Origin of the sequence: Sphingopyxis sp. USTB-05, from assembly GCF_023822045.1 — a bacterium.
Lineage (GTDB): Bacteria > Pseudomonadota > Alphaproteobacteria > Sphingomonadales > Sphingomonadaceae > Sphingopyxis.
On sequence record NZ_CP084712.1, the window covers coordinates 4,089,680 to 4,115,383 of the forward strand.

Here is a 25,704-nt window from a genome sequence, read left to right on the forward strand (position 1 = left end):
CCGGATTAGTCCCTGATGGCGCTGCGACGCAGGTCGCGGGCGCGGGTGAGGATGATTTCCTCGAGCTTCTGAACCGTTGCCGCCTGCACCGGCGCATCGACCCAGGTGCTGCCCTGTGCGACCTGGCGCGATGCAGCGATACGCAGCGCGTCGGCACGCAGATCCTGGTCGAGGATCGACACGGTGACCTTCATCCGCTCGCCCGGGTTCGACGGGTTCGCATACCAGTCGGTGATCACGACGCCGCCCGCCGAATCGGCCTGGAGCAACGGCATGAACGACAGTGCGTCGAGCGAAGCGCGCCACAAATAGCTGTTCACGCCGATCGTCGTCACCTTGCTCGCGGCGAGGTCGGCGCGCGGCCGGTCCTTGTTCGCACAGGCCGAAAGGCCAAGTGCCGCAAGTCCGAGCAGCGCGGCCGTGGCTGGGCGACGACCGAGCTTGGCAAGGACGGAAAGCTGGAACATGCCGATAACACCTTATCTATTGAGCGCCGCCAAATCCCGGGAAGCCGGCCGCGCATTACGGAATTGTCAGCGTCTCTATCGCCGTTGCCGCCATCGGGCAAGCGCGGCAATTCCGGCCGCGCGGCTGTTCAGATTCTGGTCAGATTCGAAACGCACTGTGACGATCGCGCAACAATTTCGGCGAAAAGCGGTTTTGCTGAGATAATAGGGCGGGATTCACTGGCAATATCGTGCCAGGAGTCCTATCTGACGAGTCGATTGGGGTTGGAGTCGCAAAGCAATGGCGCGGACGTCGCGACATTTTTGGAAGGGAAGCCTCACCGCTTTTGCGGTGGTTTCGCTTGCGCTCCCGCCGGCCCTGGCCGCGATGTCGAGCAGCGACCGCATCCGCGACACTACGCTTTCGGAAACGCTGCTCGGCCAGTTCACCCCTGCATCGGGTGATGAGCGGCTGATCGCACGCTATAACAAGATGTCCGCCGAACAGCGGAGCGGCTTCAGCTTCACGCCGGCGCTGCCGGACGACGGCCGCAAGAATCGCGCGATCACCGTCGTGACCCGCGCGCGCGATGATGCGTCGAGCGCCGCGCGCACTTCGGCTCTTGCTGTCGGCCGAACCGCGCCGATCGCCATCACCCCCGTCGCCTATAATCTGGGCGCATCGGTGGGCTTCGAGAAATTCGTCACGCCGGCGCTGCCGCGCGGTACCGACCTTCGCAACCTGCCGGTCGCGAAGGCCCCGGAACAGGACGAGAAGAAGTCGCGCTTCGCCACGCGTATGGTCAACCGCCCAAGCGACCCGAGCGGGGCAACCGATCGCGTCACGGCTCCCGGCGAAGCGTCGGCCGTCGATGTCGTCAGCAGCTATCGACTGACGAAGAATATCGATGTCACCGCCGGCGTCCGCTACAAGAGCGACGACCGCGTCGAGCCGCTGACCGATACGCGCCGTGACAGCCAGGCGGTCTATGTCGGAACTGCGTTCCGCTTCTGACGCTTGCGGCGTTTCGTCGCTTTTTCCTCCCACGCATCGATTGCCGCCCAGCCCGGATCGATCCGGCTCGCGCGGTTCAATGCGCGCAAGCGTGCCAGGGTCATCCCGCCGAGCGCGATCGGCTTCGCGCCCGATAGCCGCGCCAGCCGTAGCCATGACGCACGTCCTAGGGTCGGAGCACCGGGGTGTGAACGGGTCGGATGGAGCGGGGAGATAAAAACGCCGTCGGCCCCCGACCGCCGCGCGCGGCGGGCTTCGGCAGCGTCATGGACGGGCATCGTCAGCAACAGCCGAAGCCGCGCCTGCTTCGCATAGAGCGCGTCACGCTGGCGAAGATGAACGCCGTCGGCGCCCCAGCGCCGCGCCGTGGCGGGTGACCCCGCGAGCAGCACGGTCAGCCGGCGCACACGCGCGATACGCATCAAACGCCGCAACAGGCGCCAGCGCGCGCCGGCAGGCAGGCTGTCGTGGCGCAGAACGATGCCGCTGCCCGGCGGAAGCAGCGCGGCGAGTTCGCCCGCACCGGCCTTTGTCCGCTCGTCGCTGAACAGCCATGTTTTCGGCAAGGGGTGGCGCGGGCGCATTGCGCTTTCTATAGGCGCGTCGCGAGCGCGCGCAACGCGCGGGATGGAAACGAGACGATGAGCGAAGCAGCAGACCGGCTGGCCGATGTACAGGCCCATATCGCGGACGCGGCGCAGCGCGCGCAGCGCAAAGACGACGAAATCTGCCTGATCGCCGTATCGAAGACTCACGATGCCCCCGATATCCGCCCGCTGATCGCCGCTGGCCAGCGCCACTTCGGCGAGAATCGCGTGCAGGAAGCGGCGGCGAAATGGCCCGAGCTGCGCGCCGAAACCCCCGATATCCTGCTCCACCTGATCGGCCAGTTGCAGTCGAACAAGGCCGAGGAAGCGGTCGCGCTGTTCGACGCGATCCATTCGGTCGACCGTAGTTCGCTGGTGCAGGCGCTGGCGAAGGCGAGTCAAAAGGCAGGCAAGCAGCCGCAATTGTTCGTGCAGGTCAATATCGGCGACGAGGAACAGAAGGGCGGCTGCACTGTCGCCGACCTACCCGCCTTGCTGGCCGAGGCGAAGGACGCGGGGCTGAAGATCGACGGACTGATGGCGATTCCCCCTGCCGATATCGAACCTGCGCCCTTTTTCGCGCTGCTCGACGAACTCGCCGCACGCCACGGCCTGCCGCTACGCTCGATGGGGATGAGCGGCGATTACGAGACCGCGGTCATGCTGGGCGCGACACATGTGCGCGTCGGGACCGCGCTGTTCGGGGCGCGGGACTAGGCTGTCGCCGCGCCGGGTGGCGACCGATTGCCGCCCCTCTATCTTCGTCACCCCCGAACCCTTCGACAGGCTCAGGCCCGGGGTGACGAATCGACCGAGAGTTGCCGACAGAGATATACGCGGCCCAAGCGAAGAGGCGGCGCGCAGCTCCCGCTCCGCACCGCCTCGACAATGGTTCCAGTGTAAACCATCGCCCCCCCGCCCGTTCCGAGAAGCCGTGGGTCGCAGAAAGCTGCCGGCCGGGACGAAGCTCGGAAAATCAGTCGCTTGTTTCAGGTCCTCGCCAAATCCCCACCTTTGGCGCTACGTCACAATTCTCCTCGCACGCCCCCATTCGAAAGCGGACGACGCAACTATGACGCAGCCCGCGCGCATAAAATTGTAAGAACCCGACAGCCAGAGACGGTCGAACATTGTTTTTCATGCGTTTTGCGCGTTAAAATGAGACACATGCCGCAAAGCGACGCATCTCGTTATCCTTCGACCGGCGCGCGCGTCGCGACGCGCTTCTTCCCGCTGTCGCCCGCGCTGCGTCCTTATGTCAGCACCATCTATCTGAGCGAGGTCAGCATCGCCGACGGCGGCCGGGTCGAGGATTATCTGCATCCCGAATGGGCGAACCTGCGATTTGTCGACGGCGAAGCCCCACTCGCGGCGATCGGGGGCAGCCCGATAGCCGAAATGCCGCGCTTCATCGCGACCGGTCCCACAAGCGTCGCGACCTATTTCGCGGCGGGCAACATGCGTACCTGGGGCATCGGCATCCTGCCGATGGGCTGGGCGAAGTTCATTCCGCTGCCCGCCGAAGAACTGGCCGACCGCCTGACCGACGGCAGCATCCACCCGGCGTTCGCGGCCTTCGCCCCCCTGCTTGAAACCCTGCGGCGCGTGAACGACGTCGACGCGGCAGCGGCGCTGATCGACGCGCATGTCTGCGCGCTCCTTGCCGATGCGCCGCCCGACGATCCCGCGATCCTCGCCGCGCACCGCGCGCTCGTCGACGATGAGGTGACGAGCGTTGCCGATCTTTCGGCGAAACTCGGACTCTCCGAACGTTCGATCGAGCGGCTGAGCCACCGCGCTTTCGGCTTTTCGCCCAAGCTGCTGTTGCTGCGCCAACGCTTCCTGCGAAGCCTTGCGCGCTTCATGCTCGATCCATCGATGGCGTGGATCGATACGATGGATCATCATTATTACGACCAGGCGCAATTCACGCGCGATTTCCAGCGTTTCATGGGGATGAGCCCGCGCGACTATGCCGCGCGTCCCAAGCCGATCCTGGGCGCCGCAGCTTTTGCACGCGCCGCGGCCGCCGGCGCCGCGGTTCAGGGCCTGCACAAACCTGCGGGATAGGGACGCCGGACCGCCCCGTTTTCCGCCAAGTGACTTGACCCGCGCGGCGCGTTCGGTGCAAGCGGCAGGCGACGGACGCGCGGCAGCCGCCCCATCCACAAGACACAAAGAAATGCACGCCGGCAGCGCCAGCGCCGCCGGAACAGGACGAACGACAATGAGCGACATTCAGGCCATTCAGACCCGACTGGCGGACGATATAGCGGCAGCCGCCGACCTCGACGCAATCGAGGCATTGCGCGTGTCCGCGCTCGGCAAGGCGGGGACCATCACCGCGCTGCTCAAGACACTGGGCGGCATGACTCCCGAAGAGCGGCAGGCGAAGGGTCCCGAAATCCACGGCCTGCGCGAAACGGTCACCGCCGCGCTTGCCGCGCGCAAGGCGGCGCTCGACGCCGCGGCGCTCAACGTCAAACTTGCCGCCGAAGCGGTCGACATGTCGCTGCCCGCCGAGCCGGCGCCGCGCGGCAGCGTCCATCCGGTCAGCCAGGTGATGGACGAGCTTGCCGAAATCTTCGCCGACATGGGCTTCGCGGTCGCAACGGGCCCCGAGATCGAGGACGATTGGCGCAATTTCACCGCGCTCAACATTCCCGAAACGCACCCGGCGCGCGCGATGCACGACACCTTTTATTTCCCCGACAAGGATGCCGAAGGGCGTGCGATGCTGCTGCGCACGCACACCTCGCCGGTACAGATCCGCACGATGATGTCGCAGGAACCGCCGATCCGCATCATCGCGCCCGGCCGCGTCTATCGCAGCGACAGCGATGCGACGCACACGCCGATGTTCCATCAGGTCGAAGGTCTGGTCATCGACCGCGACATCCACATGGGCCATCTCAAATGGACGCTCGAAACCTTCCTGAAGGCCTATTTCGAACGCGACGACATCGTGCTGCGCCTGCGCCCCAGCTATTTCCCCTTCACCGAACCCTCGGCCGAGGTCGATGTCGGCTATAAACAGGAAAAGGGCCGCCGGATCGTCGGCGGAAACGGCGACGACGAAGGCCATGCGTGGATGGAACTGCTCGGCAGCGGCATGGTCAACCGCCGCGTGATCGCAAATTGCGGGCTCGATCCCGACGAATGGCAGGGCTTTGCCTTCGGGGTCGGCGTCGACCGGCTGGCTATGCTGAAATATGGCATGGATGACCTTCGCGCCTTCTTCGACGGCGACCTTCGCTGGTTGTCGCATTACGGGTTCGGCGCGCTGAGTGTCCCGACGCTGAGCGGGGGGATTTCGGCATGAAGATCACCCTCGACTGGCTCCGCGAACATCTGGACGGCGATTATGGCGTCGCCGACGTCGTCGCGACATTGAACCGCATCGGCCATGAGGTCGAAGGCGTCGAAAATCCGGCCGAGAAACTCGCCGGTTTCCGCGTCGCCAAGGTGCTGACCGCCGAAAAGCATCCGCAGGCCGACAAGCTGCAGGTGCTGACGGTCGACACCGGCGACGGCGGGGCACCGCTCACCGTCGTGTGCGGGGCGCCCAATGCGCGCGCAGGCCTGGTCGGCGTACTCGGCCTGCCCGGCGCGGTCGTGCCCGCGAACGGGATGGAGTTGAAGGTCGCGGCGGTGCGCGGCGTCGAATCGAACGGCATGATGTGCTCGACGCGCGAGCTTGAGCTTGGCGACGATCATGACGGGATTATCGAACTGCCCGCCGACGCGCCGATCGGGACGCCCTTTGCCGACTATAGCGGCGCGGGCGATCCGGTGATCGACATTTCGATCACGCCGAACCGGCAGGATTGCATGGGCGTGCGCGGCATCGCGCGCGACCTTGCCGCCGCCGGGCTCGGCACGCTGAAGCCGCTCGACGTCCCGACGATCGTCGGGGAAGGTGCGCCCGCAACCGAAATCCGGACCGACGATCCCGAAGCCTGTCCCGCCTTCTTCGGCCGCACGATCAGCGGCGTCACTAACGGCACCGCGCCCGAATGGATGCGCCGCCGACTGGAAGCGGTGGGTCAGCGCTCGATCTCCGCACTCGTCGACATCAGCAATTATGTGATGTTCGACCTTGGCCGCCCGAGCCATATTTATGACCGTGCGAAGCTGAGCGGCGCACTCGCCGCGCGGCGCGCGAAGGATGGCGAGACCGTCACCGCGCTGAACGGCAAGGACTATGTGCTCACCGACACGATGACGGTGATCGCCGACGCGGCCGAAGTACATGACATCGCGGGCATCATGGGCGGCGAGCATTCAGGGTGCAGCGAGACGACGACCGACGTCCTGATCGAGATCGCCTATTTCACGCCCGAACGCATCGCGCTGACCGGGCAGGCGCTTGCCCTGACCAGCGACGCGCGCAGCCGCTTCGAGCGCGGCGTCGATCCCGCGTTCCTGGACGATGCGACCGCGATCGTCACCGCGCATATCCTTGCGATCTGCGGCGGCACGCCCTCGACCGTCACGCGCGCGGGCACGCCCCCCGCCGGGGTCAAGACGGTCGATTATGACCCGGCGCTGTCGGCGACGCTTGGCGGCATCGCAATCGCGCCCGAGCGGCAGCAAGAGATACTCGCCGCGCTGGGCTTTTCGGTGGCCGAACAGGGCGGCCGCTGGCAGGTCGCAGTGCCGAGCTGGCGCCGCGATATCGACGGCGCGCCCGACATCGTCGAGGAAGTCACGCGCATCACCGGTTTCGACGCGATCGCGTCGGTCGCCCTGCCGCGGACCGACGGCGTCGCCAAGCCGACCGCGACCGCCGAGCAGCTTACCGAGCGCCGCCTGCGCCGCGCCGCGGCAGCCGCCGGTTTCGACGAAGCCGTCACCTGGTCGTTCATCAGCGAAAGCGACGCCGCGCCCTTTGGCGGCGGCACCTGGTCGCTCGCCAATCCGATCAGCGAAGAACTGAAAGTCATGCGCCCGTCGCTGCTGCCCGGCCTGCTCGCCGCGGCGCAGCGCAACCAGAATCGCGGCGCGGGCAGCATTCGCCTGTTCGAGATCGGTCGCCGCTATCTGGCCGACGCCGAGCATCCGACACTTGCCATCGTCATGGCGGGCGACCGGACGCCGCGCGGCTGGCAGACGGGCAAGGCGGCGGCGTTCGACGCCTTTGACGCCAAGGCCGCCGCGCTGGCGTTACTCGACGCCGCGGGGGCGCCCGCCGACCGCTTGCAGGTGATGGAAGCCGTGACCGAGGGGGCCATCTGGCATCCCGGCCAGTCGGCGACGCTGCGGCTCGGCCCCAAGGCGGTGCTCGCCGAATTCGGCGCGCTCCACCCGCTGCTGACGCGCGCCTTCGACGTCGATGGCCCGGTGATGGCGGTACAGATCTTCCTCGACGCGATCCCGGCGAAGCGCGCAAGCGGTCCCGCGCGCGCGGCGTTCACGCCGCCCGCGCTGCAGTCGGTACGCCGCGACTTCGCCTTTCTGGCGCCGACCAGCCTGACCGCCGCCGATCTGGTGCGCGCGATTCGCGGCGCCGACAAGACGAGCATCACCGGAGCGCGATTGTTCGACCGCTTCACCGGCCAAGGCGTGCCCGAGGGTCAGGTGAGCCTGGCGGTCGAGGTCGAATTGCAGCCGGCAGAAAAGAGCTTCAACGATGCCGAGTTGAAGGCGATTACCGACAAGGTGGTCGCGGCAGCGGCAAAGGTCGGAGCGATATTGCGCGGCTGATCTTCGCGTCGGCGAGCGATGAAAGGGAGAGTTTGAAATGGACACCCGCCACCTCGTCGATCGCGAGATCGCGCCGCTGATCGACCTGTTTCCCCGGGTCGATCTTGATTCCGCGCCGATCGCCCAAATTCGTGCCAAGGCGGCGGAGACCTACTCGATCCTGCCGCCGCCGGTGATCGCCCCCGAAAGGCTGGTCGTGCCGTCGATCCATGGCGGACCGGATATCCCGGTATTTCTCTATCGCCCCGCGGAGACGCGGCCGGGCGGCGGCGCGATCCTGCATATCCATGGCGGCGGGATGGTGATGGGATCGGTGGAGCAGATGCAGGCGGGCCCTGCATTGTTGGCCGCGTCCGCCGGGGTGCCCGTCGCTTCGGTCGAATATCGCCTCGCGCCCGAACACCCCTTTCCCGCGCCGCACGAGGATTGCCACTCGGCGCTGGCATGGCTTGCCGAACAGTCGGACGCGCTTGGCTTCGACCCGAACCGGATCGTCGTCGCGGGCGAAAGCGCGGGCGGCGGGCTGGCCGCCGCTCTCGCGATCATGGCGCGCGACCTGGGCGGCCCGGCGATCGCGGGGCAGCTCCTGACTTATCCGATGCTCGATCATCGTACCGGCAGCGACGCCTGTCCCTATGGCAACCCGGCGACCGGCGAATTCATCTGGACGCGGCCGAGCAACCGCTTCGGCTGGCGCGCGCTGCAGGGCGACTACAAGGCCGACGACGACCGGCGCGGCTGGTTTTCGCCAAGCCTGGCCGAGGATTTGTCGAACCTGCCCCCCGCCTATATCGCGACCGGCAGCCTCGACCTCTTTTTCGACGAAAATCTCGACTATGCGCGCCGCCTGGTCGCGGCGGGGGTGCCCGTCGATCTGCACAGCTATGCGGGGGCGATCCATGCGTTCAACGCGATCCCCGACGCCGCGCTGTCACAGCGTTTCAACGGCGGGCTGCTCGCGGCGGCGGCAGCCATGGCGGGGCCGGCGAACGGCTGAAGGCGCCGGGCGGCGTCTTCACGGCGCGGCTTCCTTCATGAAACAGCCTTGCGCCCTTTTTCATGCGCGGGGAAGGCGGGCGAGCCGGACCGTGCCGACCCCTCGCCTTCCCGCGATGATAGAAGACGTCAGAATTTCAGTTCGGCGCCGATCGAGAAGCTGCGTCCGACCTTGTAGTTGTTGATGTCGATCCGCGAATCGCCGGCCTGCTGGAACTCCTGATAGCGAGTGCCGGTCAGGTTGCGCGCCTCGAACTTGAGCTCGACCTCGGTCCCGAGCAGCGTGATCCCCTGCCGCGCGACGAAGTCGAGTCGGATGCCGGGCTTTTCCTTGATATCGGGCTGCTGCGGCGTGCCCGACGGACCACGGTTCGTCACGCGTTCGCTGGCATAGGTAAGGAGAAGGGTCTGCTGCGACAGCTTGTCCTGGTCCTCGATCCCGATCTGGAGATTGCCGACATGTTCGGACTGGCCCGTGAGCGGCGCGCCATCGCGGAAGAAATCCGCCGCGGGAAGCACACCGCCGTTCGAGAAGATGATGTTGTCGTCGGCGCCGACGTTAATCTTCGACTTGCTGTAGGTGTAGTTCGCCACAAGCACGAGACGGCGCGATGCGAAGAAGGGCGATTCCGAAACCCCGCTGAGCGGGACATATTTCAGGACCTCGAGTTCAGCGCCGTAGAGCTGCGCTTCGGGAGCATTTGCGAAGCTCGTCTGGAGCTGGCCGGTCGAACGGAAAGCGAAGGCTTCGATCGGATTGTCGATCTTTTTGTAGAAGCCCGCGAGCGTGAAGCGTTCGCCCTTTCCAAAGAACCATTCGTAACGCGCCTCGGCGTTGAACAGCTTGCTGTCGACGAGGAAGGGGTTGCCGAAGAACTGGCGGTCGGATTCGGTGTCCTGATAGATTTGGAACGCAAGCTCGCGGAACTGCGGACGCGCGATCGTCTTGGAAGCGTTGAGCCGGAGCTGCATGTCTTCCGCGAAATTCCAGGTGACCGTCGCGGCCGGCAGCCAATAGCTGTTGTTCAGGCGGGTCGAGGTGACGCCGCCGGTTCCGATACCGAAAAGGTCGACCGGCGTCACATGCTGCTTTGCCGATTCATAGCGGACGCCCGCGATCAGGGTGATTCCGGGGCCGACTTCGGCCTCGACCTGTCCATAGCCCGCATGGATATCAAGGCCGGCCTCATAGGCCGCCGCGCCCGCCTGACCCGAAGTCTCTGTAAGCTGGATATCATAGGTATAGATGTTGAAGTCCGACAGGAGATAGTCGGGGCGCTGCTGCGTCACCGGGATCGGCAGTTCGTCAGCCGGCACGAAGCGGAACTCGCGCCGTGAAGCGTCGCGCTTGGTGCTGGTGTAAGCATAGCCGCCGTGAACCGTGATGCTCATCGATGTCGGAAGCTTGTAACCGAGGTCGATTGCCCCGGCGTACACATCTTCGTTGAGATCGCTGAACACGATGCGGGCATTCTGGCCGCCGGCGCGCAGATTGTTGACATAGTCGCCGATGGATTCGTCGAACACATAGCTGAAGCTGCGTTCATAGGGCGCGTCGCGCTTGGTGTTCGCATAGGTTCCGCGAATGTCGACGCTGAGATCGTCGAACTTGAATTCGCCCACGAACTGGGTGTCGATAAGCTGCCGTTCGACCCAATTGGTGTCCTGTTTCATGACCCGCACATTGTCGCCGAGACCCTCGGCATCGAAACCGGTCGCCAGGCGCGACTGCTTGAGCGTGTCGTGGATATAGAGGTTGGTCCAACGCAGCTTGTGCTCGCCAAACTCGAAGCCGAGGCCCAGCAGGCCGTTGACGACGATCCGGTTGTCGGTGCGCACCGCACGGAAATTGACGTTCGGGTCGAGACGCCCTTCGGCGAAGCCGCCCGAGAGCTGCTGGACCGCATCGCGCGTCGACCAGTTGTTGCTGAACCCGGCCGCGGCGATGAAGCCGAGACGATTGCCGCCGATATCCCAGCGCGAACCCGCGCTGAGATCCGCGGAGAAATTCACCGGAATATTGTTGTTGCGCTGAAGAAGCGAGGTCGACGCGTTCGACAGGCTCGCCGCGATGTCATGAATGTCGCGCGCCGAGAAGTCGGCGCCTTCGGTGATGAGCTTGCCGCTGTTCAAGGCCGCCTTGAGCGGGCCGCGGATCGAGCGCGTGCCGTCGTCATAGCCCAGGAAGTCGAGGTCGCCGCCATAATAGGTATAGCCGAGCTGGCCGGTCGTCTCGCTATCGCCGCTGACGCCGAGCCCGATTTTGAGGAAAGGTTCGTCGGGCAGGGCTTTCGTCGTGAGGTTGATCACGCCGCCGCCGAATTCGCCCGGATAATTGGCCGAATAGGTCTTTTGGACGAGCGCGCTGCCGACGATGCTGGTCGGAAAGAGGTCGAGGGGAACGACGCGCTTCAACGGTTCGGGAGAAGGAAGCGGCGAGCCGTTCAACAGAGCGAGCGAGTAACGGTCACCAAGGCCGCGCACATATACATAGCCGTTGCCCACGACGGACAGGCCGGTAACGCGCTGGAGCGCGCCCGCGATGTCTCCGTCGCCGGCGCGTTCGATTTCCTCGTTCGAGAGCACCGACACGACTTGCGGCGTCGAGCGTACGATATTGGGAATGTAACGGCCGGTGACGACGATTTCGCCATCGAACGAGGCGCCGGGAACCGAAACCTCGACCTGTTCATCGTCCGCGGGGGGAGGCGTGGTCGCGGCCGGCGCGGATTCGGTCGGCTCGCTCGTCTGCGCGATGGCGCTCGGCGCGATCAGCGCCGAGGTCAGGAGCAGGAGGCTGGAGAATGTGTGCGACTTCCTCATGAGGAGTCCCCCCTTGTAGTTAATCCGAAAAAAGGGGGCGACGGCCCTTGCCGTCGCCCCTCGTCAATGTGTTGGCGGTCAGGCGCTCGGCAGCGAGGTGCACGACGAGGCGCTGCCGAAGTCGGCGGTCGCCGAGTCGCAGGTCCAGCCGCGGTACCAAGTGTCGCTCGCGTCGCGAACCGCGCCGATGTACGGCGTCGCCACCAGGAAGGAGGTGCCCGACGGGTTCAACGTCGAAGCGTTGAATGCGGTCACCGCAGTTTCGTTGGCGCCGTTTACGAAAACATTGCTCAGCGTCGAGGTGAAGCTCGCATTGTTGTTCGTGCCCAGGTTGAAGATCGCCTGGATGGCAGCCGCCGTGACGTTGCCGTCTTCCGCGAAGGCACCTGCGGTGCAGGCGAAGGCCACCGAGTTCAGCACCGGCGGACCGACGTCGTCGAGACCGGCGTTTGCCGCCTGCATCGTCGTCGCGCCATCGACGTCAAGGCAGAAGCGGGGGCTCGTCACTACGCCGTTGACCATCGTATAGTCGGTACCGCCGCGCAGCAGGATCGCGTTGGTCGAAGCGGCCAGCGTGCTGCGATGCACGAAGGTGAAGTTCGCAAGGCGCGTGTTCTGACGCGGCTGCGCATCTTCGTTACCGTTCGAGTCGGCCTCGATCATCGCATCGCCCGAATTGCCGCCGGCGCGCTGCACCCCGATCACGAACTGGATCAGGCCCTTGTAGCCAAGGTCGGTGTCGAGGCTATCGTCGTCGGCGCCGGTGATGATCAGATTCTTCATGTTCTGGCGGCCGCCAAACACTTCGATCCCGTCGTCGGAGCTGTTGTGGACCTGAACATGGTCGATGACCGTTCCCGAGCCGACGCCGCCCGTGGTGAGGCCCTGCAATTCGTTGCCCGGCGCGATTTCGAAGCCCGAATAGCGGATCTGCACATAGCGGATCCGGCCGCTGCTATCAGCCGCGGTAGCGCCGCCGTATAGGGCATTGGTCGCGCCTTCGATGTTCTGCTGACAGTTGGCCGATCCGCCCACTGCGCCGCTGAGGCAATCGCTGATCGGCGCGCGGCCAAGCAGGATCACGCCGCCCCACAGGCCCTGGCTGGTATCGGTCGCGGTGCCGACGACGTTCGCACGTGCGGTGAAGATGATCGGGTTGGTCGGAGTGCCCTCGGCATTGAGCTTCGAACCGCGGTTGACGACGAGGAAGTCGTTGCCCGACGAGGCGAAGATGACGACGCCCGGATCGATCGTGAGCGTCGCTGCCTGGCCACCGGCCGCTGCGCCATCGCCGCCGACATCGGTGCCGACGTCGACGCGTCCGTTGAGCGAGTAGATCGTGCCCGGGAGGTTTGCGATCTGGAAATTGGCGTTGAGGCGACCGGTGATTTCGCAGTTGCGGCGGTTCGCGATCACGCCTTTGTCGACCGTGCCCGTCGGGCAGCTCGCCGCCGGGGGAGTCGGCGTGGGGGTCGGAGTCGGGGTGGGAGTCGGCGTCGGGGTGGGGGTCGGTGCGGGAATGACGACAACACCTTCGCCGGGCGAAGCCACATCGTCGGCGCCGCAAGCGGCGAGCGGCAGGGCGACGGTCAGCATAAGGAATTTACGGATTCTGGTCATTGAGGCCCCCTTTTGGGTTTGCAGACAAACACGACCGGTTGCCCCGCCGCGCCTTGGTTCGCTGCGGCCTCTAGGAGTCGATTCTTATGCTAAAATGACAGAATCGTGAATCTGGCCGTCACCAAAAAGCCACTGATTTGTAACATTTGGGCTGCGCTAGTCCGATGGCAGCCGCTGCCGACCCTTCAAACCAGTCCCGCCATCCGCATCCGCGCTTTCATCGCCGCGATGAACAACCGCACTGCGGGCAGTCCCGCGCGCGACGGTTCGAACAATAGATGCACCGGCAACGCGGATGGCTGTTCATCCGCGAGCAGCGAGATCAGCCGCCCCGCATCGACCGCCTCGATGACCTGATAGCTCAGCAGATTGGCGATCCCGAGCCCAGCCTCAGCCGCCGCCAAAATCCCGTCGATGGTGTTGACGACCAGCCGCGGGCGCGGTTCGATGCGCCAGCGGCCCGACGCGAACTGCCATTCGCCCGCCGCACGCGGCCCCATCGCGGCGATCAGGTCGTGCCCCGTAAGTTCTGCCACGCGTGCCGGGGCCCCGCGCCGCGCCAGATAGGCGGGGCTCGCAACCAGCATCTGCCGCACCCGGCCGATCCGCACGGCCTTCAACCCCGAGTCCGCCAGCGGCCCGATGCGCACCGCGACGTCGATCCCCTCCTCCACGATCCGGACATTGCGGTCGATCAGCATCATTCGCGCCGACAGCTCGCGGTGCTGCGCCATCAGTTCGCTCACCACGGGCAGGACGTGCAGCCGTCCGAACATCACCGGTGCGGTCAGGTGCAACTGTCCGCGCGGTTCGGCCTCCGCGCCGCGAAGCTCGCGCTCGGCGCCCGCAAGGTCGGCGAGGATGCGCCGTGCCTGCTCCAGAAATGCCGCGCCGGCATCGGTCAACGCGACCGCGCGCGTCGAACGGTGAAACAAAACCGTACCCAGCCGCGCCTCGAGCGCCGCAATCCCACGCGTGACGGCAGGCGGGGAACTGCCAAGCTTGCGCGCCGCGGCAGCGAAACCGCCCTCGTTCGCAACCGCGACGAACATTTCAAGGGTGAGCAACCGGTCCATGATTATTCCAGTTTATGGAATTAACTTGTTCGATCTTCCCCGATTATCACCGATCGAACAATGCCCTATTCCCGGTCCGGCGAACGAAGGCGCGCCCCTCCTCCACGCCCTTCGTTCGCTCCCTTTTGCAGAGAGGCTGGCACGATGGCGCAGAATTACCGACACACGCTGTTCGACGACGCGGTGAAAGCGGAGCAAGAACGCCACGGATCGCGCGCCTCCTACGCCAAACTCGATGCCGGTGCAGACGGCACCCCCGACACGCTGACAGCCAAGGAAATTGCCTTTATCGAGGAACGCGACAGCTTCTATATGGCAAGCGTCAATGTCGAGGGCTGGCCCTATATGCAGCATCGCGGGGGCCCGGCGGGTTTCCTCCGCCACATCTCCGGCAACCGGATCGGTTTCGCCGACTATCGCGGCAACAAACAATATATCAGCACCGCCAATATCAAGGGCAACGACCGCGTCTCGCTGTTCCTGATGGATTATCCGAACCGCGAGCGGCTGAAACTCGTCGGCCACGCGCACAGCGTCGAACTCGCCGACGACCCCGCCGCGGTCACTGCACTGATGCCAACGACGTATCGAGCGACGCCGGAGCGCGCCCTATTCATCGACGTGATCGGCTGGGAATGGAATTGCTCGCAGCACATCACGCCGCGCTTCACCGAGGCCGAAATTTCCGCCGCGATCCAGCCGATGGCAGCCGAACTCAACCAGCTACGCGCCGAAATCGCCGCGCTCAAATCAGAGCGGCACTAACCGTCGTCAGCCGAAAAACCACGAAAGGACATAGAATGACCAATGACATCACCCCGAAATCGCTGACAGAAGGCGCCCATCACATCGGCCTCGCCGTTCGCGACGTAGTTGAGGCGCGCGATTTTTTCGTCGAAGCCCTGGGCTTTACCGTCGCGGCCGAACGCCCCGACTATCCCGCGATCTTCGTCTCCGACGGCACGACGCTGCTCACGCTCTGGCAGGTCGCCGATCCCGCGAGCGCGACGCCCTTCGACCGCCGCGGCAACATCGGCCTCCACCATCTCGCGCTTCGCGTCGCCGACCTCGATGCGCTGCGCACCGTCTTCGCGCGCGTGCAGGGCCATCCCGGCGCGGTGATCGAATTCGATCCCGAACCGATCCGCGAGGGGGCGACCACGCATCATTTCATCTGCGCGATGCCCGGCGGCATCCGTATCGAATTCGCGACACCCTTTGCCTGAAAGGCCCATCCCAGAAAGGAACAGCCGATGTCCCGCCCCCCGCTCCCACCCTTTGACCATGACAGCGCGGTTCAAAAGGTTCGCCTTGCCGAAGACGGCTGGAACAGCCGCGACCCCGCGCGCGTCGCGCTCGCGTACACCGAGGACAGCGTGTGGCGAAATCGATCGACCTTCGTCACCGGCCGCGCCGCGATCGTCGATTTTCTGACCGCGAAATGGCGGCGCGAGCATGACTATCGGCTGGTGAAGGGGCTGTGGGCGTTCACGGAAAACCGCATCGCCGTGCGCTTCGCCTATGAATGGCACGACGATGCGGGTCAGTGGTGGCGCTCCTATGGCAATGAAAATTGGGAGTTTTCCGAAAATGGAGAGATGCAGCGGCGCATCGCGAGTATAAACGACGTCGCGATTGCCGAGGGCGACCGATTGTTCCTTTGGCCGCGCGACGGCACCGGCGACCGCCGCCCGGACGATCATCCGGGGCTCGAGGAATTAGGCCTGTAAGAGCGAACATTGGGGAGGAAGACAGATGGCCGCCAACAACGCACCCGCCTTTGCCACGATCATGCTGCTCACCGGCATCGGCATCCCGATCCTCGCCGCGCTCAATTCCGGACTGGGGCAAAAGCTCGGCCATCCGATGGCGGCGTCGGTCGTGCTGTTCGCGGTCGCGCTGCTGATCGCCATTGCCGGCGCGCTGTGGACGGGGTCGATGGGACAAGTGCGACTGTCGGCCGAAACGCCCTTTCACTTCTACCTCGGCGGCATCTTCGTCGCCTTCTACGTCATCGCGGTGACCTTTATCGCGCCGCGCTTCGGGGTCGGCAACGCGATCTTCTTCGTGCTCGTCGGCCAGCTCGTCAGCGCGGCGACGATCGATCATTTCGGCCTGTTCGGTGCAATGCGTTCGGCGATCGACACCAAACGCGTCGCGGGGATCGCGTTGATGATCGCGGGCGTCTACCTCGCACGCCGTGCGAGTTGAAGACGGGTTTCGCGCGTAAGTTTCCCTGTCCTTCTTCGTCGCTCTGGAATGAGACATGTGGCTCGTTCGACCTGATCCGGGGCCCGCTTGAAGTCGCATCCAGTGAGTGTGCCAAAAAAGCGGGATCCCGGGTCAAGCCCGGGATGAAGGAAACGGGTGACTGAACTTCCGCTTCCCACCCGAAAGCTGTCGATCGGTTCGCAAGTTGTTCCGGGCCGCTATGGCTTGGGCGTTATCCGTCCTATATCTTCGGCAACGACGGAGAAACAGGCATGGCCGGGCAAAGCGAGTATCAGCTTTTCGAAACCGTGGCCGGGGTCGCGGCGATCGGCTGGACGGAGGCCGGCGTCACGGCCCTGCGGCTGCCCGCGCCGGCCGCGTCCGAAACCACATGGTCGATCCTGCGCCGCTTGCCCGCTGCCGTCCGCGCGGAACCGCCGGCCCAAATCGCGGCGGTGATCGATGCGGCAATCCGCTATTTCGATGGCGAACGAATCGAGTTTTTCGAGGTCCCGGTCGATCCGGGTCAGCAGCCGCCCTTTTTCGCGCAGGTCTATGCTTTCGTCCGCACGCTCGGCTGGGGGGAGACGACGACCTATGGCGCCGTCGCGCGGGCGCTGGACGCCGGCCCCGAACATGCCCGCGCGGTCGGACAGGCGATGGCGACAAACCCTGTCCCGTTGATCATCCCCTGCCACCGCGTCCTGGCGGCGGGCGGCAAGATCGGCGGCTTCTCTGCACCGGGCGGCTCGACCTCCAAGGCCCGGATGCTCGAACTCGAAGGCGTGCCCCTCGCCATTGCCCCGATTCAGCAGGGCTTTGACTTCTAGGCCGCGACGGCATCCTCGCTGTGGTTCGTCGCTGCTTCGAGCAGGCGTTTTTCCAGGCTTTTCACGCGCGCCGCGCTGTCGATCTTGTCGCCGATCAGGTCGGTCACATAGAATGTGTCGACCGCGCGCTCGCCATAGGTCGCGACATGCGCGCTGTGCACCGTGACCTTCGACTGGAAGAGCGCATAGGCAAGCTGGTTGAGCAACGCGGGGCGGTCCTGCGCATTGACCTCGATCACCGTAAACCGATTGGAAGCCTTGTTGTCGACAAAGACGTTGGGCGCAACGCGGAAGGCCTCGGCGCGCGTGCGCGGTAGCGCCCTCGCCTCGAGCTTGGGCAGCAATTTATGGCGGTTGGCGAGCGCATCCTCGATCGCGCGCGTCAGCCGGCCGATCTGACCCGCCTCCGCGAACGGGCGCCCCAGCGGATCCTGGACAAGGAAATTGTCGAGCGCGAGCCCGTCGCGCGTCGTGTGGATGCGCGCGTCGATGATGTTGCCGCCGGCAAGGTGAATGCCGCCGGCGATGCGATAAAAGAGACCCGGATGGTCAGCGGCTAGCACCATCACCAGCGTCGCGCCGCGGTCATCGTCGGGGACCGCAGCGATATGCAGCGGCGCATCGCCCGCCTGCCGGATATGGACGAGATTGGCCGCGATGACCTCAACCGGTTCGGCGATCCAGTAGCTTTCGGGAAGGCGCTTCGCGACCTTGTCGAAGGTCTTGCGGTCGAAACCGAATTGAGCCGCAACCGCTTCCTTCTTGCTTTCGATCCGCGCTTCGCGGCCGCGCTGTTTATGGCCAAGGCGCAGCACCTCCTCGGCGGCATCGTAAAGCTCGGTGAGCAATTGGCGCTTCCAGCCGTTCCATACGCCGGGTCCCACCGCGCGGATGTCGACGACGGTCAGCACGAGCAGTAGGCGCAAGCGTTCGGGCGACTGCACGACCTGCGCGAAATCGAGGATCGTCTTGAAATCGGCGAGATCGCGCTTGAATGCGGTCGCCGACATGAGGAGGTGATAGCGCACGAGCCACGAAACGGTTTCAGTCTCCGCCTCGCTGAGGCCAAGTCGCGGACATACACGGAGCGCGAGTTCGGCGCCGAGCACGCTATGATCGCCGCCGCGGCCCTTCGCGATGTCGTGAAGCAGCACCGCGACATAGATGACGCGCCGCGAATGGATCTGGTCCATGATCGCGGTCGACAGCGGATGATCGTCCGCCAGCCGGTTCTGTTCGATGTCCGCGAGCAGCCCGATCGCACGGATCGTATGCTCGTCGACGGTATAATGATGATACATGTCGAACTGCATCTGCGCGACGACACGGCCGAAATCGGGAACGAAACGGCCGAACACCCCCGCCTCGTTCATCCAGCGCAGCACCGTTTCGGGATCGCGCGGGCTGGTCAGCACGTCGAGGAACAGTTCGTTCGCACGCGCGATGCGGCGCACCCCGCGCGCGTCGATCAGCTTCGCATCGTGGCGCGCCTGCCGCATCGCTTGCGGGTGGATTTCAAGGCCATGTTTGTCGGCGAGCGCGAAAATCTCGACCAGCCGGACGGGGTCCTGCTGAAAGAAATCGTCGCTCGGCAGCGCGAGCCGGCCACGGTCGAGGACGAAGCCGTGGAGCTTGCCGGGGCGCCGCCGGATCGTCGGCAGGAAGCGGCGTCCGCGCGCCGCCATCTGGTCGTCGAGATGCGCAAGGAAGGTGCCGGTGACGTCGCCGACGCTTTTGGCGTGGAGGAAATAGAGCTGCATGAAGCGCTCGACCGCGCTCTTTCCCGGCCGATCGGCGAAATGCATCCGGCGCGCGATTTCGGGCTGGAAGTCGAAGGTCAGCCGATCCTCGGCGCGCCCCGCAAGCGTATGGAGATGGCAGCGCACCGCGAGCAGGAAATTTTCGGCGCGCTCGAACTGACGTAGCTCACGGCCCGACAGGAGTCCGGCGTCAACGAGCTCGGGCACGGTGCGGACGCGGTGGATGAACTTGCCGATCCAGAAGAGCGTGTGAAGGTCGCGCAGTCCCCCCTTCCCTTCCTTCACATTGGGTTCGACGACATAGCGCGAATCGCCCATGCGCTTATGGCGCTCGTCGCGTTCAGCCAGTTTTTCGGCAACGAACGCCCGGGCATTGCCTGCGACGACTTCCGCATCGAAGCGCGCCGACGCCTGGTCGTACAGGTCGCGGTCGCCCCAGATGAAGCGTCCTTCGAGCAGCGCGGTACGGATCGTCAGATCCTCTTTCGCCGCGCGCACCATCTCGTCGAGCGAGCGGCTGGAATGACCGACCTTCAGCCCGAGATCCCAGAGCGTATAGAGCTGCGCCTCGATCACCTGCTCGGTCCAACTCGTCTGTTTGAACGGGGTGAGGAAGCCGATGTCGATATCGCTGTGCGGCGCCATCTCGCCGCGGCCATAGCCGCCGACCGCGATCAGCGTGATCCGCTCACCCGCCGACCGGTTGCTTGCGGGATAGAGATGACCCGTCGTGAAATCGTGGCTGAGGCGGACGATCTGGTCGATCAGGAATGCCGTCGCGTTCGCCGCAACGCGGCCCGCCGAAGGGCGTTCGAGCAGCCGGCGTTCGATTTCTGCGCGGCCCGCTTCCAGTGCGCCCTTGAGAAGGTCGACCATTGCGCGGCGACGTTTGCCGGTGTCGCTCGTCTCGCCCGCAATCTCGTCGAGCCGCCCCGCCAGCGCCCGGCGATCGATGATCGCACGGCGCTGGTCGAGGTTGTCGAACAGGTCGCTCATGCCTCGTCCGCCATCAGCCGCTTGAGCGCGTAGAGCGCGTCGAGCGCCTCGCGCGGAGCCAGCGCGTCGGGGTCGATCCCCGCCAGCGCGTCGCGCAGCGCATCCTTCACCGCGGCAGGCGCCTCGGCAAGCGTGGCCGCAAAGAGCGGGAGGTCGTCGAGACCCGCGGCTAGCCCGCCGGTCGCCTCGCGTCCCGCCTCAAGCTTCGCGAGCACCGCCTCTGCGCGCTTGACCACGCCCGCCGGAACGCCCGCGAGCCGCGCGACCGCGAGGCCGTAGCTGCGATCCGCCGGGCCTTCGGCCACCTCGTGCAGCAGCACCAGATCGCCCTGCCATTCGCGCGCGCGGACGTGGTGGAGCGACAGCGCGTTCAGCGTTTCGGCGAGACGCGTCAGTTCGTGATAATGCGTCGCGAAGAGGCAGCGGCACTTGTTCACCTCGTGCACCGCCTCGACCACCGACCAGGCGAGCGCGAGCCCGTCATAGGTCGAGGTGCCGCGCCCGACCTCGTCGAGGATGACAAAGCTTTGCGGGGTGGCCTGCGCCAGGATCGCCGCGGTCTCGACCATCTCGACCATGAAGGTCGAGCGCCCGCGCGCGAGATTGTCGCTCGCGCCGACGCGGCTGAACAGCCGGTCGACGAGCCCGAGCTTTGCTGACGCCGCCGGCACGAACCCGCCCGCCTGCGCAAGCACGACGATCAGCGCGTTCTGGCGGAGGAAGGTCGATTTACCGCCCATGTTCGGACCGGTGACGAGCCAGAGGCGATCGCGCGGCGACAGTGAGACGTCGTTCGGCACGAAGCGCTCGCCCGATTTCGCAAGCGCGGCCTCGACGACGGGGTGACGACCGCCCGCGATATCGAGGCACGGCTCGTCGGCGAGATCGGGGCGGCACCAATTGTGGCTCATTGCATGATCGGCAAGCGCGGCGGCAACGTCGATGCGCGCGAGGACATCGCAGCTCGCAGCAATCGCTTCGCGCCGCGCGATGGCCGCGTCGGTCAGCGATTCGAGGTGCGCAGCCTCAGCGGCAACGGCGTGGACACCCGCCTGCGTCACCCGGCTCGCAGCTTCATGCAGGTCGGACGAGTTGAAGCGCACGACCCCCGCAAGCGTCTGGCGATGCGTGAACCCCGATTCCGGTGCCATCAGCGCATCGGCGTGCTTCGCGGGCACCTCGACATGATAGCCGAGCACGCCATTGTGGCGGATCTTGAGCGATGCGATGCCCGTGCGGTCGCGATAGTCGGCCTCTAGCGCGGCGATCGCCTTGCGCCCGTCACGCGCGGTTTCGCGCAGCGCGTCGAGCGCATGGTCGTATCCTTCGGCGACATATCCGCCCTGCGCGGCATCGACCGGCGGGGTCTCGATCAATGCGCGGCTGAGTTCGTCGACCAGCGTGCCATGACCGTCGAGCCCCGGCAGGAGACGCGCGAGCAAGGGCGGCAGATCGGCGCGGCGCGCGAGCCGTTCGCGCAGAAGCCGTGCGCCACCGAGCGCATCGCGCAGTTGCGCAAGGTCGCGGGGTCCGCCGCGTCCCGCGACGAGGCGACCAAGCGCACGCCCGGCGTCGGGCAAGGCACGCAGCGCCGCGCGCAGTTCACCGCGCCACAAGGCATCGCGCGCGAGACCATCGACAAGGTCGAGCCGGTCGATGATCGCGTCCCTGTCGGTCAACGGGCTCGCGAGATCGTCGGCCAGCAGGCGCGCGCCTGCCGCAGTGACGGTGCGGTCGATCGTGCCGAGCAGGCTACCCTCGCGGCCGCCCGCCATCGTGCGGACGAGTTCGAGGCTTTCGCGCGTCGCGGCGTCGATCGCCATCCGGCCCGAGGCGAGATGACGCAGGGGTGGTTGGAGAAAGGTCGGGCCGCCCGTGCCGACATGATCGAGATAGGCAACGAGCGCGCCCATCGCGGCGATTTCGCCGCGGCCGAACTGCCCGAAACCGTCGAGCGTCTGAACCCCGAAGAAGGTTTCGAGGCGTTTTTGCGCGCTGGTGCTGGAGAAGTCCGCGGACGGGCGGCGCACAATCTGCCGCGCCGAGGATATCGGCAAGTCTTCGGCACTTTCGCTGAGCAACAATTCGGAGGGCGCCAGCCGGGCGAGTTCGGCATCGACCGCCAGAGCGGCCACAGCGACAACCTCGAACCGTCCGGTCGAAATATCGGCGGCCGCAATCGCCACCTCGCCGTCGCTGCCGATTTGCGCGAGCGCAGCAAGCCGGTTCGCGCTGCGCCCTTCGAGAAGCGATTCTTCGGTGAGTGTGCCCGCGGTGACGAAGCGCACGATGTCGCGCGCGACGAGCGCCTTCGATCCGCCGCGCGCCTTCGCCTCGGCCGGGGTTTCGATCTGCTCGGCGATCGCGACGCGGTGACCGGCGCGGATCAGCCGCGCGAGATAGGATTCGGCCGCATGCACCGGCACCCCGCACATCGCCACCGGTTGGCCGTCATGCTCACCGCGCGAGGTCAGCGCGATATCGAGAGTCGACGCGGCCGCCTTCGCATCGTCGAAGAACAGTTCGAAGAAGTCGCCCATGCGATAGAAGAGCAAACAATCGCCCGCTTTTTCCTTCAGCGCCCAATATTGCGCCATCATCGGCGTTGCGGCGGGGGCGACATTATTCGAATTGGCGGCAGAGCGGGCGGTGACAGGCATGCGACATGCTTTGGTATGGATATGGGCCCGTGGCAAGCATGCCACGCGATTCGCGGGTTCCATTTCGCCAAGGCGACGCTAGGGAATGGGCTCGGGCGCGCATCTTGTGGATCAGTTGAGAGGATTAATGATGGACAGTGGCAGCAAGGTGCAGTTTTCGGACCGCGAGGCCCTGCTTTACCACGAATATGGCCGGCCCGGGAAAATCGAGATCGTCGCATCGAAACCGATGGCGACGCAACGCGACCTCAGCCTTGCCTATTCGCCCGGTGTCGCGGTTCCGGTGAACGCCATCGCCGAGGACCCTGCAAAGGCCTACGACTATACGATCAAGGGCAATCTGGTCGCCGTGATTTCGAACGGGACCGCGATCCTTGGCCTCGGCAACCTCGGCGCGCTCGCCTCGAAGCCTGTGATGGAAGGCAAGGCGGTGCTGTTCAAGCGCTTTGCCGACGTCGATTCCATCGACCTTGAGGTCGATACCGAAGATCCCCAGCGTTTCATCGAAGCGGTCGAACTGCTCGCGCCGAGCTTTGGCGGCATCAACCTCGAGGATATCGCGGCACCGAACTGCTTCATCATCGAAGCGGCGCTCAAAGAACGCATGAACATTCCGGTGTTCCATGACGATCAGCATGGCACCGCGATCATCACCGCGGCGGGCCTGATCAACGCCTGTTACCTGACAGGCCGCGACCTTGCGACGGTGAAGGTCGTCGTGAACGGCGCCGGTGCTGCGGCGATTGCATGCACCGCGCTGATCAAGGCGATGGGCGTGCGGCACGAAAATGTCATCATGTGCGACCGTAAGGGCACCATCTATCAGGGCCGCACCGAAAGCATGGACCAGTGGAAATCGGCGCATGCCGCGCCCACCGAAGCGCGCAACCTGACCGAAGCGCTGGTCGGCGCCGACGTGTTCCTCGGCCTGTCGGCCGCGGGCGCGCTGAAGCCCGAAATGGTGAAGGATATGGCGCCCGCGCCGATCATCTTCGCGATGGCGAACCCCGATCCCGAAATCTCGCCGCCCGACGCACGCGCAGCCCGCCCCGACGCGATCATCGCGACCGGGCGCTCGGACTATCCGAACCAGGTCAACAACGTGCTGTGCTTCCCCTTCATCTTCCGCGGCGCGCTCGACGTCCATGCGACTGCTATCAACGAAGAGATGAAGATCGCCGCCGCATACGCAATCGCCGACCTCGCGCGCCAGCAGGTGCCCGAGGAGGTCGCCGCGGCTTATGGCGGGCGCGCGTCGAGCTTCGGCCCCGAATATATCATCCCCTCGCCTTTCGACCCGCGCCTGATGGAAATCGTCCCCGCGGCGGTCGCTGAAGCCGCGATGAAGACCGGCGTTGCGCAGCGCCCTATCGATAATCTCGAAGAATATCGCACCCAGCTTCGCGCAAGGCTCAACCCGACGACTTCGGTCCTGACGCTCGCCTATGAAGCCGCGCGCAACAATCCGAAGCGCGTCGTCTTTGCCGAAGGCGAAGAGGAAGTCGTGCTGCGCGCCGCGATCCAGTTCCGCGATGGCGGCTACGGCATTCCGGTGCTCGTCGGGCGCGAAGGGCTGCACGACAAGCTGCGCGCGATGGGCGTCGCCGATGCCGAAAGCTTCGAAGTCCACAACAGCGTCAATTCGCCGCATGTGCCGCAGATGGTCGAGATGCTCTATGAGCGGCTGCAACGCCGGGGATATCTCCGCCGCGACGTCGAGCGCATGGTCAACCGCGACCGCAACATCTTCGGTTCGCTGCTGCTCAAGATGGGGCTCGGCGACGCGATGATCACGGGCACGACACGCACCTATTCGCAGTCGATGCGCGAAGTCCGGCGCGTGATCGACCATGCCGAGGGCAAGACGCCGTTCGGTATCCATATCCTGGTCGACCAACATCACACGATCTTCATGGCCGACACCACGGTGAACGAGCGGCCCACGGCCGAAATGCTCGCGGATATCGCCGAACGCACCGCGCAGGTCGCGCGCCGCATGGGTCACGAACCGCGCGTCGCTTTCCTATCCTATTCGACCTTCGGCAATCCCGAGGGAAGCTGGCTGGAGAGCATTCGCGAGGCGGTGTCGATCCTCGACCAGCGGAAGCCCGGTTTCGAATATGAAGGCGAAATGGCGCCCGACGTCGCGCTGAACGAGAAGGTGATGAAGAATTATCCCTTCTGCCGCCTGTCGGGCCCCGCGAATGTCCTGATCATGCCGGGTCTGCAGTCGGCGAACCTGTCGGCGAAGCTGCTGCGCGAACTCGGCGGCGGTGCCGTCATCGGCCCGATGCTCGTCGGCATGGAAAAGCCGGTGCAGGTCGCGACGATGGCATCGACAGCGTCGGACCTTGTCACGCTCGCCGTGCTGGCGGCAGGCGGGATCGCACAATAAGAAAAAGCGGCGGTGCCTTGGGCGCCGCCGCTTTCCAATCCAGAGATCGCAGGCTTTACTGCCCGGTGGGCGCACCCGGCGCACCCACCGCGCCGATATTGCCGAAGATATCCTCGAAGAAGCTGCGATGACGACCAAGCGTCGGCGTCTTGTCACCGTCGGGGCTGATCCGGCTCACCAGTTCGAGGCCGGTACGGTCGACCGCAGCGACGTTGCCAGCAGGATCGAAGCGGACGCGCAGCACTTGCTGATCGACCGGGCGCGGCTTGGCGAAGGCGAGCTGGCGCGTTTCGCGGGACACATAATAATATTCATTGTTGCTGAACTGGCCGACGAAAGTCGGACGGCCCAGCGTCTTTTCCACCGACTCGCGGTTGTCGACGCCAGGTGTGATCGCTTCGGTCAACAGCGGGTCGACGACATAGCCCTGCCGGCCCTTGAGCTGCGAACAGCCGCTGACGGTCAGCGCGAGCGCCAGCCCGGCGACGATCAGACGCACGGGACGGGCGGAAAGTTTGGGCTCATGGATCGGCATCAACATATCTCCGTTGCGCCCTTTTTAAGCGGGCGCTGGCAATCGCGC

Annotated in this window: 20 protein-coding genes; 12 read left to right on the plus strand and 8 right to left on the minus strand. The window is 65.4% G+C overall.

Translation table 11 applies throughout. From position 1 onward, the window contains the following. Nucleotides 1-5: 5 nt before the first annotated feature. On the minus strand, nucleotides 6-467 hold the full coding sequence (locus KEC45_RS18875) for a DUF3576 domain-containing protein (RefSeq protein ID WP_062186333.1): 462 nt from the start codon (nucleotides 465-467) through the stop codon (nucleotides 6-8). Between the two features lie 280 nt (nucleotides 468-747). Between KEC45_RS18875 and KEC45_RS18880 the strand changes: the two genes are divergently transcribed. After that, nucleotides 748-1,461, plus strand: a complete 714-nt coding sequence (locus KEC45_RS18880; protein ID WP_062186331.1) for a hypothetical protein — start codon at nucleotides 748-750, stop codon at nucleotides 1,459-1,461. Here the strand turns inward: KEC45_RS18880 and KEC45_RS18885 are convergent. Further along, a complete protein-coding gene (locus tag KEC45_RS18885; protein WP_062186330.1) occupies nucleotides 1,434-2,045 on the minus strand; it encodes a thiamine phosphate synthase in 612 nt (203 codons plus the stop codon). The genes KEC45_RS18880 and KEC45_RS18885 overlap by 28 nt on opposite strands. A 57-nt stretch (nucleotides 2,046-2,102) precedes the next feature. Here KEC45_RS18885 and KEC45_RS18890 point away from each other — a divergent pair, with 57 nt between their 5' ends. The 5 genes from KEC45_RS18890 to KEC45_RS18910 all read left to right on the plus strand — a co-directional run bounded on the left by KEC45_RS18890 (nucleotide 2,103) and on the right by KEC45_RS18910 (nucleotide 8,751). Beyond that, the gene (locus KEC45_RS18890; RefSeq protein ID WP_062187055.1) at nucleotides 2,103-2,765 is read left to right on the plus strand and encodes a YggS family pyridoxal phosphate-dependent enzyme; all 663 of its coding nucleotides are present in this window, start codon (nucleotides 2,103-2,105) and stop codon (nucleotides 2,763-2,765) included. Between the two features lie 450 nt (nucleotides 2,766-3,215). Beyond that, on the plus strand, nucleotides 3,216-4,118 hold the full coding sequence (locus KEC45_RS18895; RefSeq protein ID WP_083436015.1) for an AraC family transcriptional regulator: 903 nt from the start codon (nucleotides 3,216-3,218) through the stop codon (nucleotides 4,116-4,118). A gap of 157 nt (nucleotides 4,119-4,275) precedes the next feature. Continuing rightward, nucleotides 4,276-5,370: a phenylalanine--tRNA ligase subunit alpha gene (gene pheS, locus KEC45_RS18900; protein WP_062186328.1), complete on the plus strand. Its 1,095-nt coding sequence runs from the start codon at nucleotides 4,276-4,278 to the stop codon at nucleotides 5,368-5,370. Continuing rightward, on the plus strand, nucleotides 5,367-7,754 hold the full coding sequence (gene pheT / locus KEC45_RS18905) for a phenylalanine--tRNA ligase subunit beta (protein WP_062186326.1): 2,388 nt from the start codon (nucleotides 5,367-5,369) through the stop codon (nucleotides 7,752-7,754). Before pheS ends, pheT begins: the two co-directional genes overlap by 4 nt. 37 nt (nucleotides 7,755-7,791) lie before the next feature. Further along, nucleotides 7,792-8,751, plus strand: a complete 960-nt coding sequence (locus KEC45_RS18910) for an alpha/beta hydrolase (RefSeq protein ID WP_062186324.1) — start codon at nucleotides 7,792-7,794, stop codon at nucleotides 8,749-8,751. A gap of 128 nt (nucleotides 8,752-8,879) precedes the next feature. Here KEC45_RS18910 and KEC45_RS18915 read toward each other — a convergent pair whose 3' ends face one another. From KEC45_RS18915 to KEC45_RS18925, 3 genes are all read right to left on the minus strand, one after another. Next, nucleotides 8,880-11,573: a TonB-dependent receptor gene (locus KEC45_RS18915; protein ID WP_062186322.1), complete on the minus strand. Its 2,694-nt coding sequence runs from the start codon at nucleotides 11,571-11,573 to the stop codon at nucleotides 8,880-8,882. A 78-nt stretch (nucleotides 11,574-11,651) separates the two neighbouring features. Further along, the gene (locus KEC45_RS18920; RefSeq protein WP_062186320.1) at nucleotides 11,652-13,193 is read right to left on the minus strand and encodes a hypothetical protein; all 1,542 of its coding nucleotides are present in this window, start codon (nucleotides 13,191-13,193) and stop codon (nucleotides 11,652-11,654) included. Nucleotides 13,194-13,378: 185 nt separating this feature from the next. Next, nucleotides 13,379-14,269: a LysR family transcriptional regulator gene (locus tag KEC45_RS18925; protein ID WP_062186318.1), complete on the minus strand. Its 891-nt coding sequence runs from the start codon at nucleotides 14,267-14,269 to the stop codon at nucleotides 13,379-13,381. 144 nt (nucleotides 14,270-14,413) lie between these two features. On the opposite strand from KEC45_RS18925, the gene KEC45_RS18930 reads away from it, so the two are divergent. From KEC45_RS18930 to KEC45_RS18950, 5 genes are all read left to right on the plus strand, one after another. Then, nucleotides 14,414-15,034, plus strand: a complete 621-nt coding sequence (locus tag KEC45_RS18930; protein ID WP_062186316.1) for a pyridoxamine 5'-phosphate oxidase family protein — start codon at nucleotides 14,414-14,416, stop codon at nucleotides 15,032-15,034. A gap of 35 nt (nucleotides 15,035-15,069) precedes the next feature. After that, entirely contained in the window at nucleotides 15,070-15,495 is a 426-nt protein-coding gene (locus KEC45_RS18935) for a VOC family protein (RefSeq protein WP_062186314.1), read from the plus strand. 27 nt (nucleotides 15,496-15,522) lie between these two features. Continuing rightward, on the plus strand, nucleotides 15,523-15,999 hold the full coding sequence (locus tag KEC45_RS18940) for a nuclear transport factor 2 family protein (RefSeq protein ID WP_062186312.1): 477 nt from the start codon (nucleotides 15,523-15,525) through the stop codon (nucleotides 15,997-15,999). A gap of 25 nt (nucleotides 16,000-16,024) precedes the next feature. Continuing rightward, nucleotides 16,025-16,480, plus strand: a complete 456-nt coding sequence (locus KEC45_RS18945) for a DMT family transporter (RefSeq protein ID WP_062186310.1) — start codon at nucleotides 16,025-16,027, stop codon at nucleotides 16,478-16,480. Nucleotides 16,481-16,752: 272 nt separating this feature from the next. Continuing rightward, the gene (locus tag KEC45_RS18950; protein ID WP_062186308.1) at nucleotides 16,753-17,310 is read left to right on the plus strand and encodes a methylated-DNA--[protein]-cysteine S-methyltransferase; all 558 of its coding nucleotides are present in this window, start codon (nucleotides 16,753-16,755) and stop codon (nucleotides 17,308-17,310) included. Here the strand turns inward: KEC45_RS18950 and KEC45_RS18955 are convergent. Together KEC45_RS18955 and mutS are read right to left on the minus strand one after the other, a co-directional pair. After that, complete coding sequence (locus tag KEC45_RS18955; protein ID WP_062186307.1) at nucleotides 17,307-20,066, minus strand: [protein-PII] uridylyltransferase; 2,760 nt, start codon at nucleotides 20,064-20,066, stop codon at nucleotides 17,307-17,309. The genes KEC45_RS18950 and KEC45_RS18955 overlap by 4 nt on opposite strands. After that, nucleotides 20,063-22,726 (minus strand): DNA mismatch repair protein MutS, encoded by a 2,664-nt coding sequence (gene mutS / locus KEC45_RS18960; RefSeq protein ID WP_062186305.1) that lies wholly within the window; start codon nucleotides 22,724-22,726, stop codon nucleotides 20,063-20,065. Before mutS ends, KEC45_RS18955 begins: the two co-directional genes overlap by 4 nt. A gap of 130 nt (nucleotides 22,727-22,856) precedes the next feature. Between mutS and KEC45_RS18965 the strand changes: the two genes are divergently transcribed. Further along, nucleotides 22,857-25,121, plus strand: coding sequence for an NADP-dependent malic enzyme (locus KEC45_RS18965; RefSeq protein WP_252171248.1), 2,265 nt, complete (start codon nucleotides 22,857-22,859; stop codon nucleotides 25,119-25,121). A 55-nt stretch (nucleotides 25,122-25,176) separates the two neighbouring features. Here the strand turns inward: KEC45_RS18965 and KEC45_RS18970 are convergent, their stop codons facing one another. Then, entirely contained in the window at nucleotides 25,177-25,656 is a 480-nt protein-coding gene (locus KEC45_RS18970) for an outer membrane protein assembly factor BamE (RefSeq protein ID WP_062187052.1), read from the minus strand. Nucleotides 25,657-25,704: the final 48 nt, after the last annotated feature.

Coding starts and splice junctions, on each gene's coding strand:
- KEC45_RS18875 (WP_062186333.1), bottom strand. CDS start 467: ATGTTCCAGCTTTCCGTCCTTGCCAAGCTCGGTCGTCGCCCAGCCACG.
- KEC45_RS18880 (WP_062186331.1), top strand. CDS start 748: ATGGCGCGGACGTCGCGACATTTTTGGAAGGGAAGCCTCACCGCTTTT.
- KEC45_RS18885 (WP_062186330.1), bottom strand. CDS start 2,045: ATGCGCCCGCGCCACCCCTTGCCGAAAACATGGCTGTTCAGCGACGAG.
- KEC45_RS18890 (WP_062187055.1), top strand. CDS start 2,103: ATGAGCGAAGCAGCAGACCGGCTGGCCGATGTACAGGCCCATATCGCG.
- KEC45_RS18895 (WP_083436015.1), top strand. CDS start 3,216: ATGCCGCAAAGCGACGCATCTCGTTATCCTTCGACCGGCGCGCGCGTC.
- pheS (WP_062186328.1), top strand. CDS start 4,276: ATGAGCGACATTCAGGCCATTCAGACCCGACTGGCGGACGATATAGCG.
- pheT (WP_062186326.1), top strand. CDS start 5,367: ATGAAGATCACCCTCGACTGGCTCCGCGAACATCTGGACGGCGATTAT.
- KEC45_RS18910 (WP_062186324.1), top strand. CDS start 7,792: ATGGACACCCGCCACCTCGTCGATCGCGAGATCGCGCCGCTGATCGAC.
- KEC45_RS18915 (WP_062186322.1), bottom strand. CDS start 11,573: ATGAGGAAGTCGCACACATTCTCCAGCCTCCTGCTCCTGACCTCGGCG.
- KEC45_RS18920 (WP_062186320.1), bottom strand. CDS start 13,193: ATGACCAGAATCCGTAAATTCCTTATGCTGACCGTCGCCCTGCCGCTC.
- KEC45_RS18925 (WP_062186318.1), bottom strand. CDS start 14,269: ATGGACCGGTTGCTCACCCTTGAAATGTTCGTCGCGGTTGCGAACGAG.
- KEC45_RS18930 (WP_062186316.1), top strand. CDS start 14,414: ATGGCGCAGAATTACCGACACACGCTGTTCGACGACGCGGTGAAAGCG.
- KEC45_RS18935 (WP_062186314.1), top strand. CDS start 15,070: ATGACCAATGACATCACCCCGAAATCGCTGACAGAAGGCGCCCATCAC.
- KEC45_RS18940 (WP_062186312.1), top strand. CDS start 15,523: ATGTCCCGCCCCCCGCTCCCACCCTTTGACCATGACAGCGCGGTTCAA.
- KEC45_RS18945 (WP_062186310.1), top strand. CDS start 16,025: ATGGCCGCCAACAACGCACCCGCCTTTGCCACGATCATGCTGCTCACC.
- KEC45_RS18950 (WP_062186308.1), top strand. CDS start 16,753: ATGGCCGGGCAAAGCGAGTATCAGCTTTTCGAAACCGTGGCCGGGGTC.
- KEC45_RS18955 (WP_062186307.1), bottom strand. CDS start 20,066: ATGAGCGACCTGTTCGACAACCTCGACCAGCGCCGTGCGATCATCGAT.
- mutS (WP_062186305.1), bottom strand. CDS start 22,726: ATGCCTGTCACCGCCCGCTCTGCCGCCAATTCGAATAATGTCGCCCCC.
- KEC45_RS18965 (WP_252171248.1), top strand. CDS start 22,857: ATGGACAGTGGCAGCAAGGTGCAGTTTTCGGACCGCGAGGCCCTGCTT.
- KEC45_RS18970 (WP_062187052.1), bottom strand. CDS start 25,656: ATGCCGATCCATGAGCCCAAACTTTCCGCCCGTCCCGTGCGTCTGATC.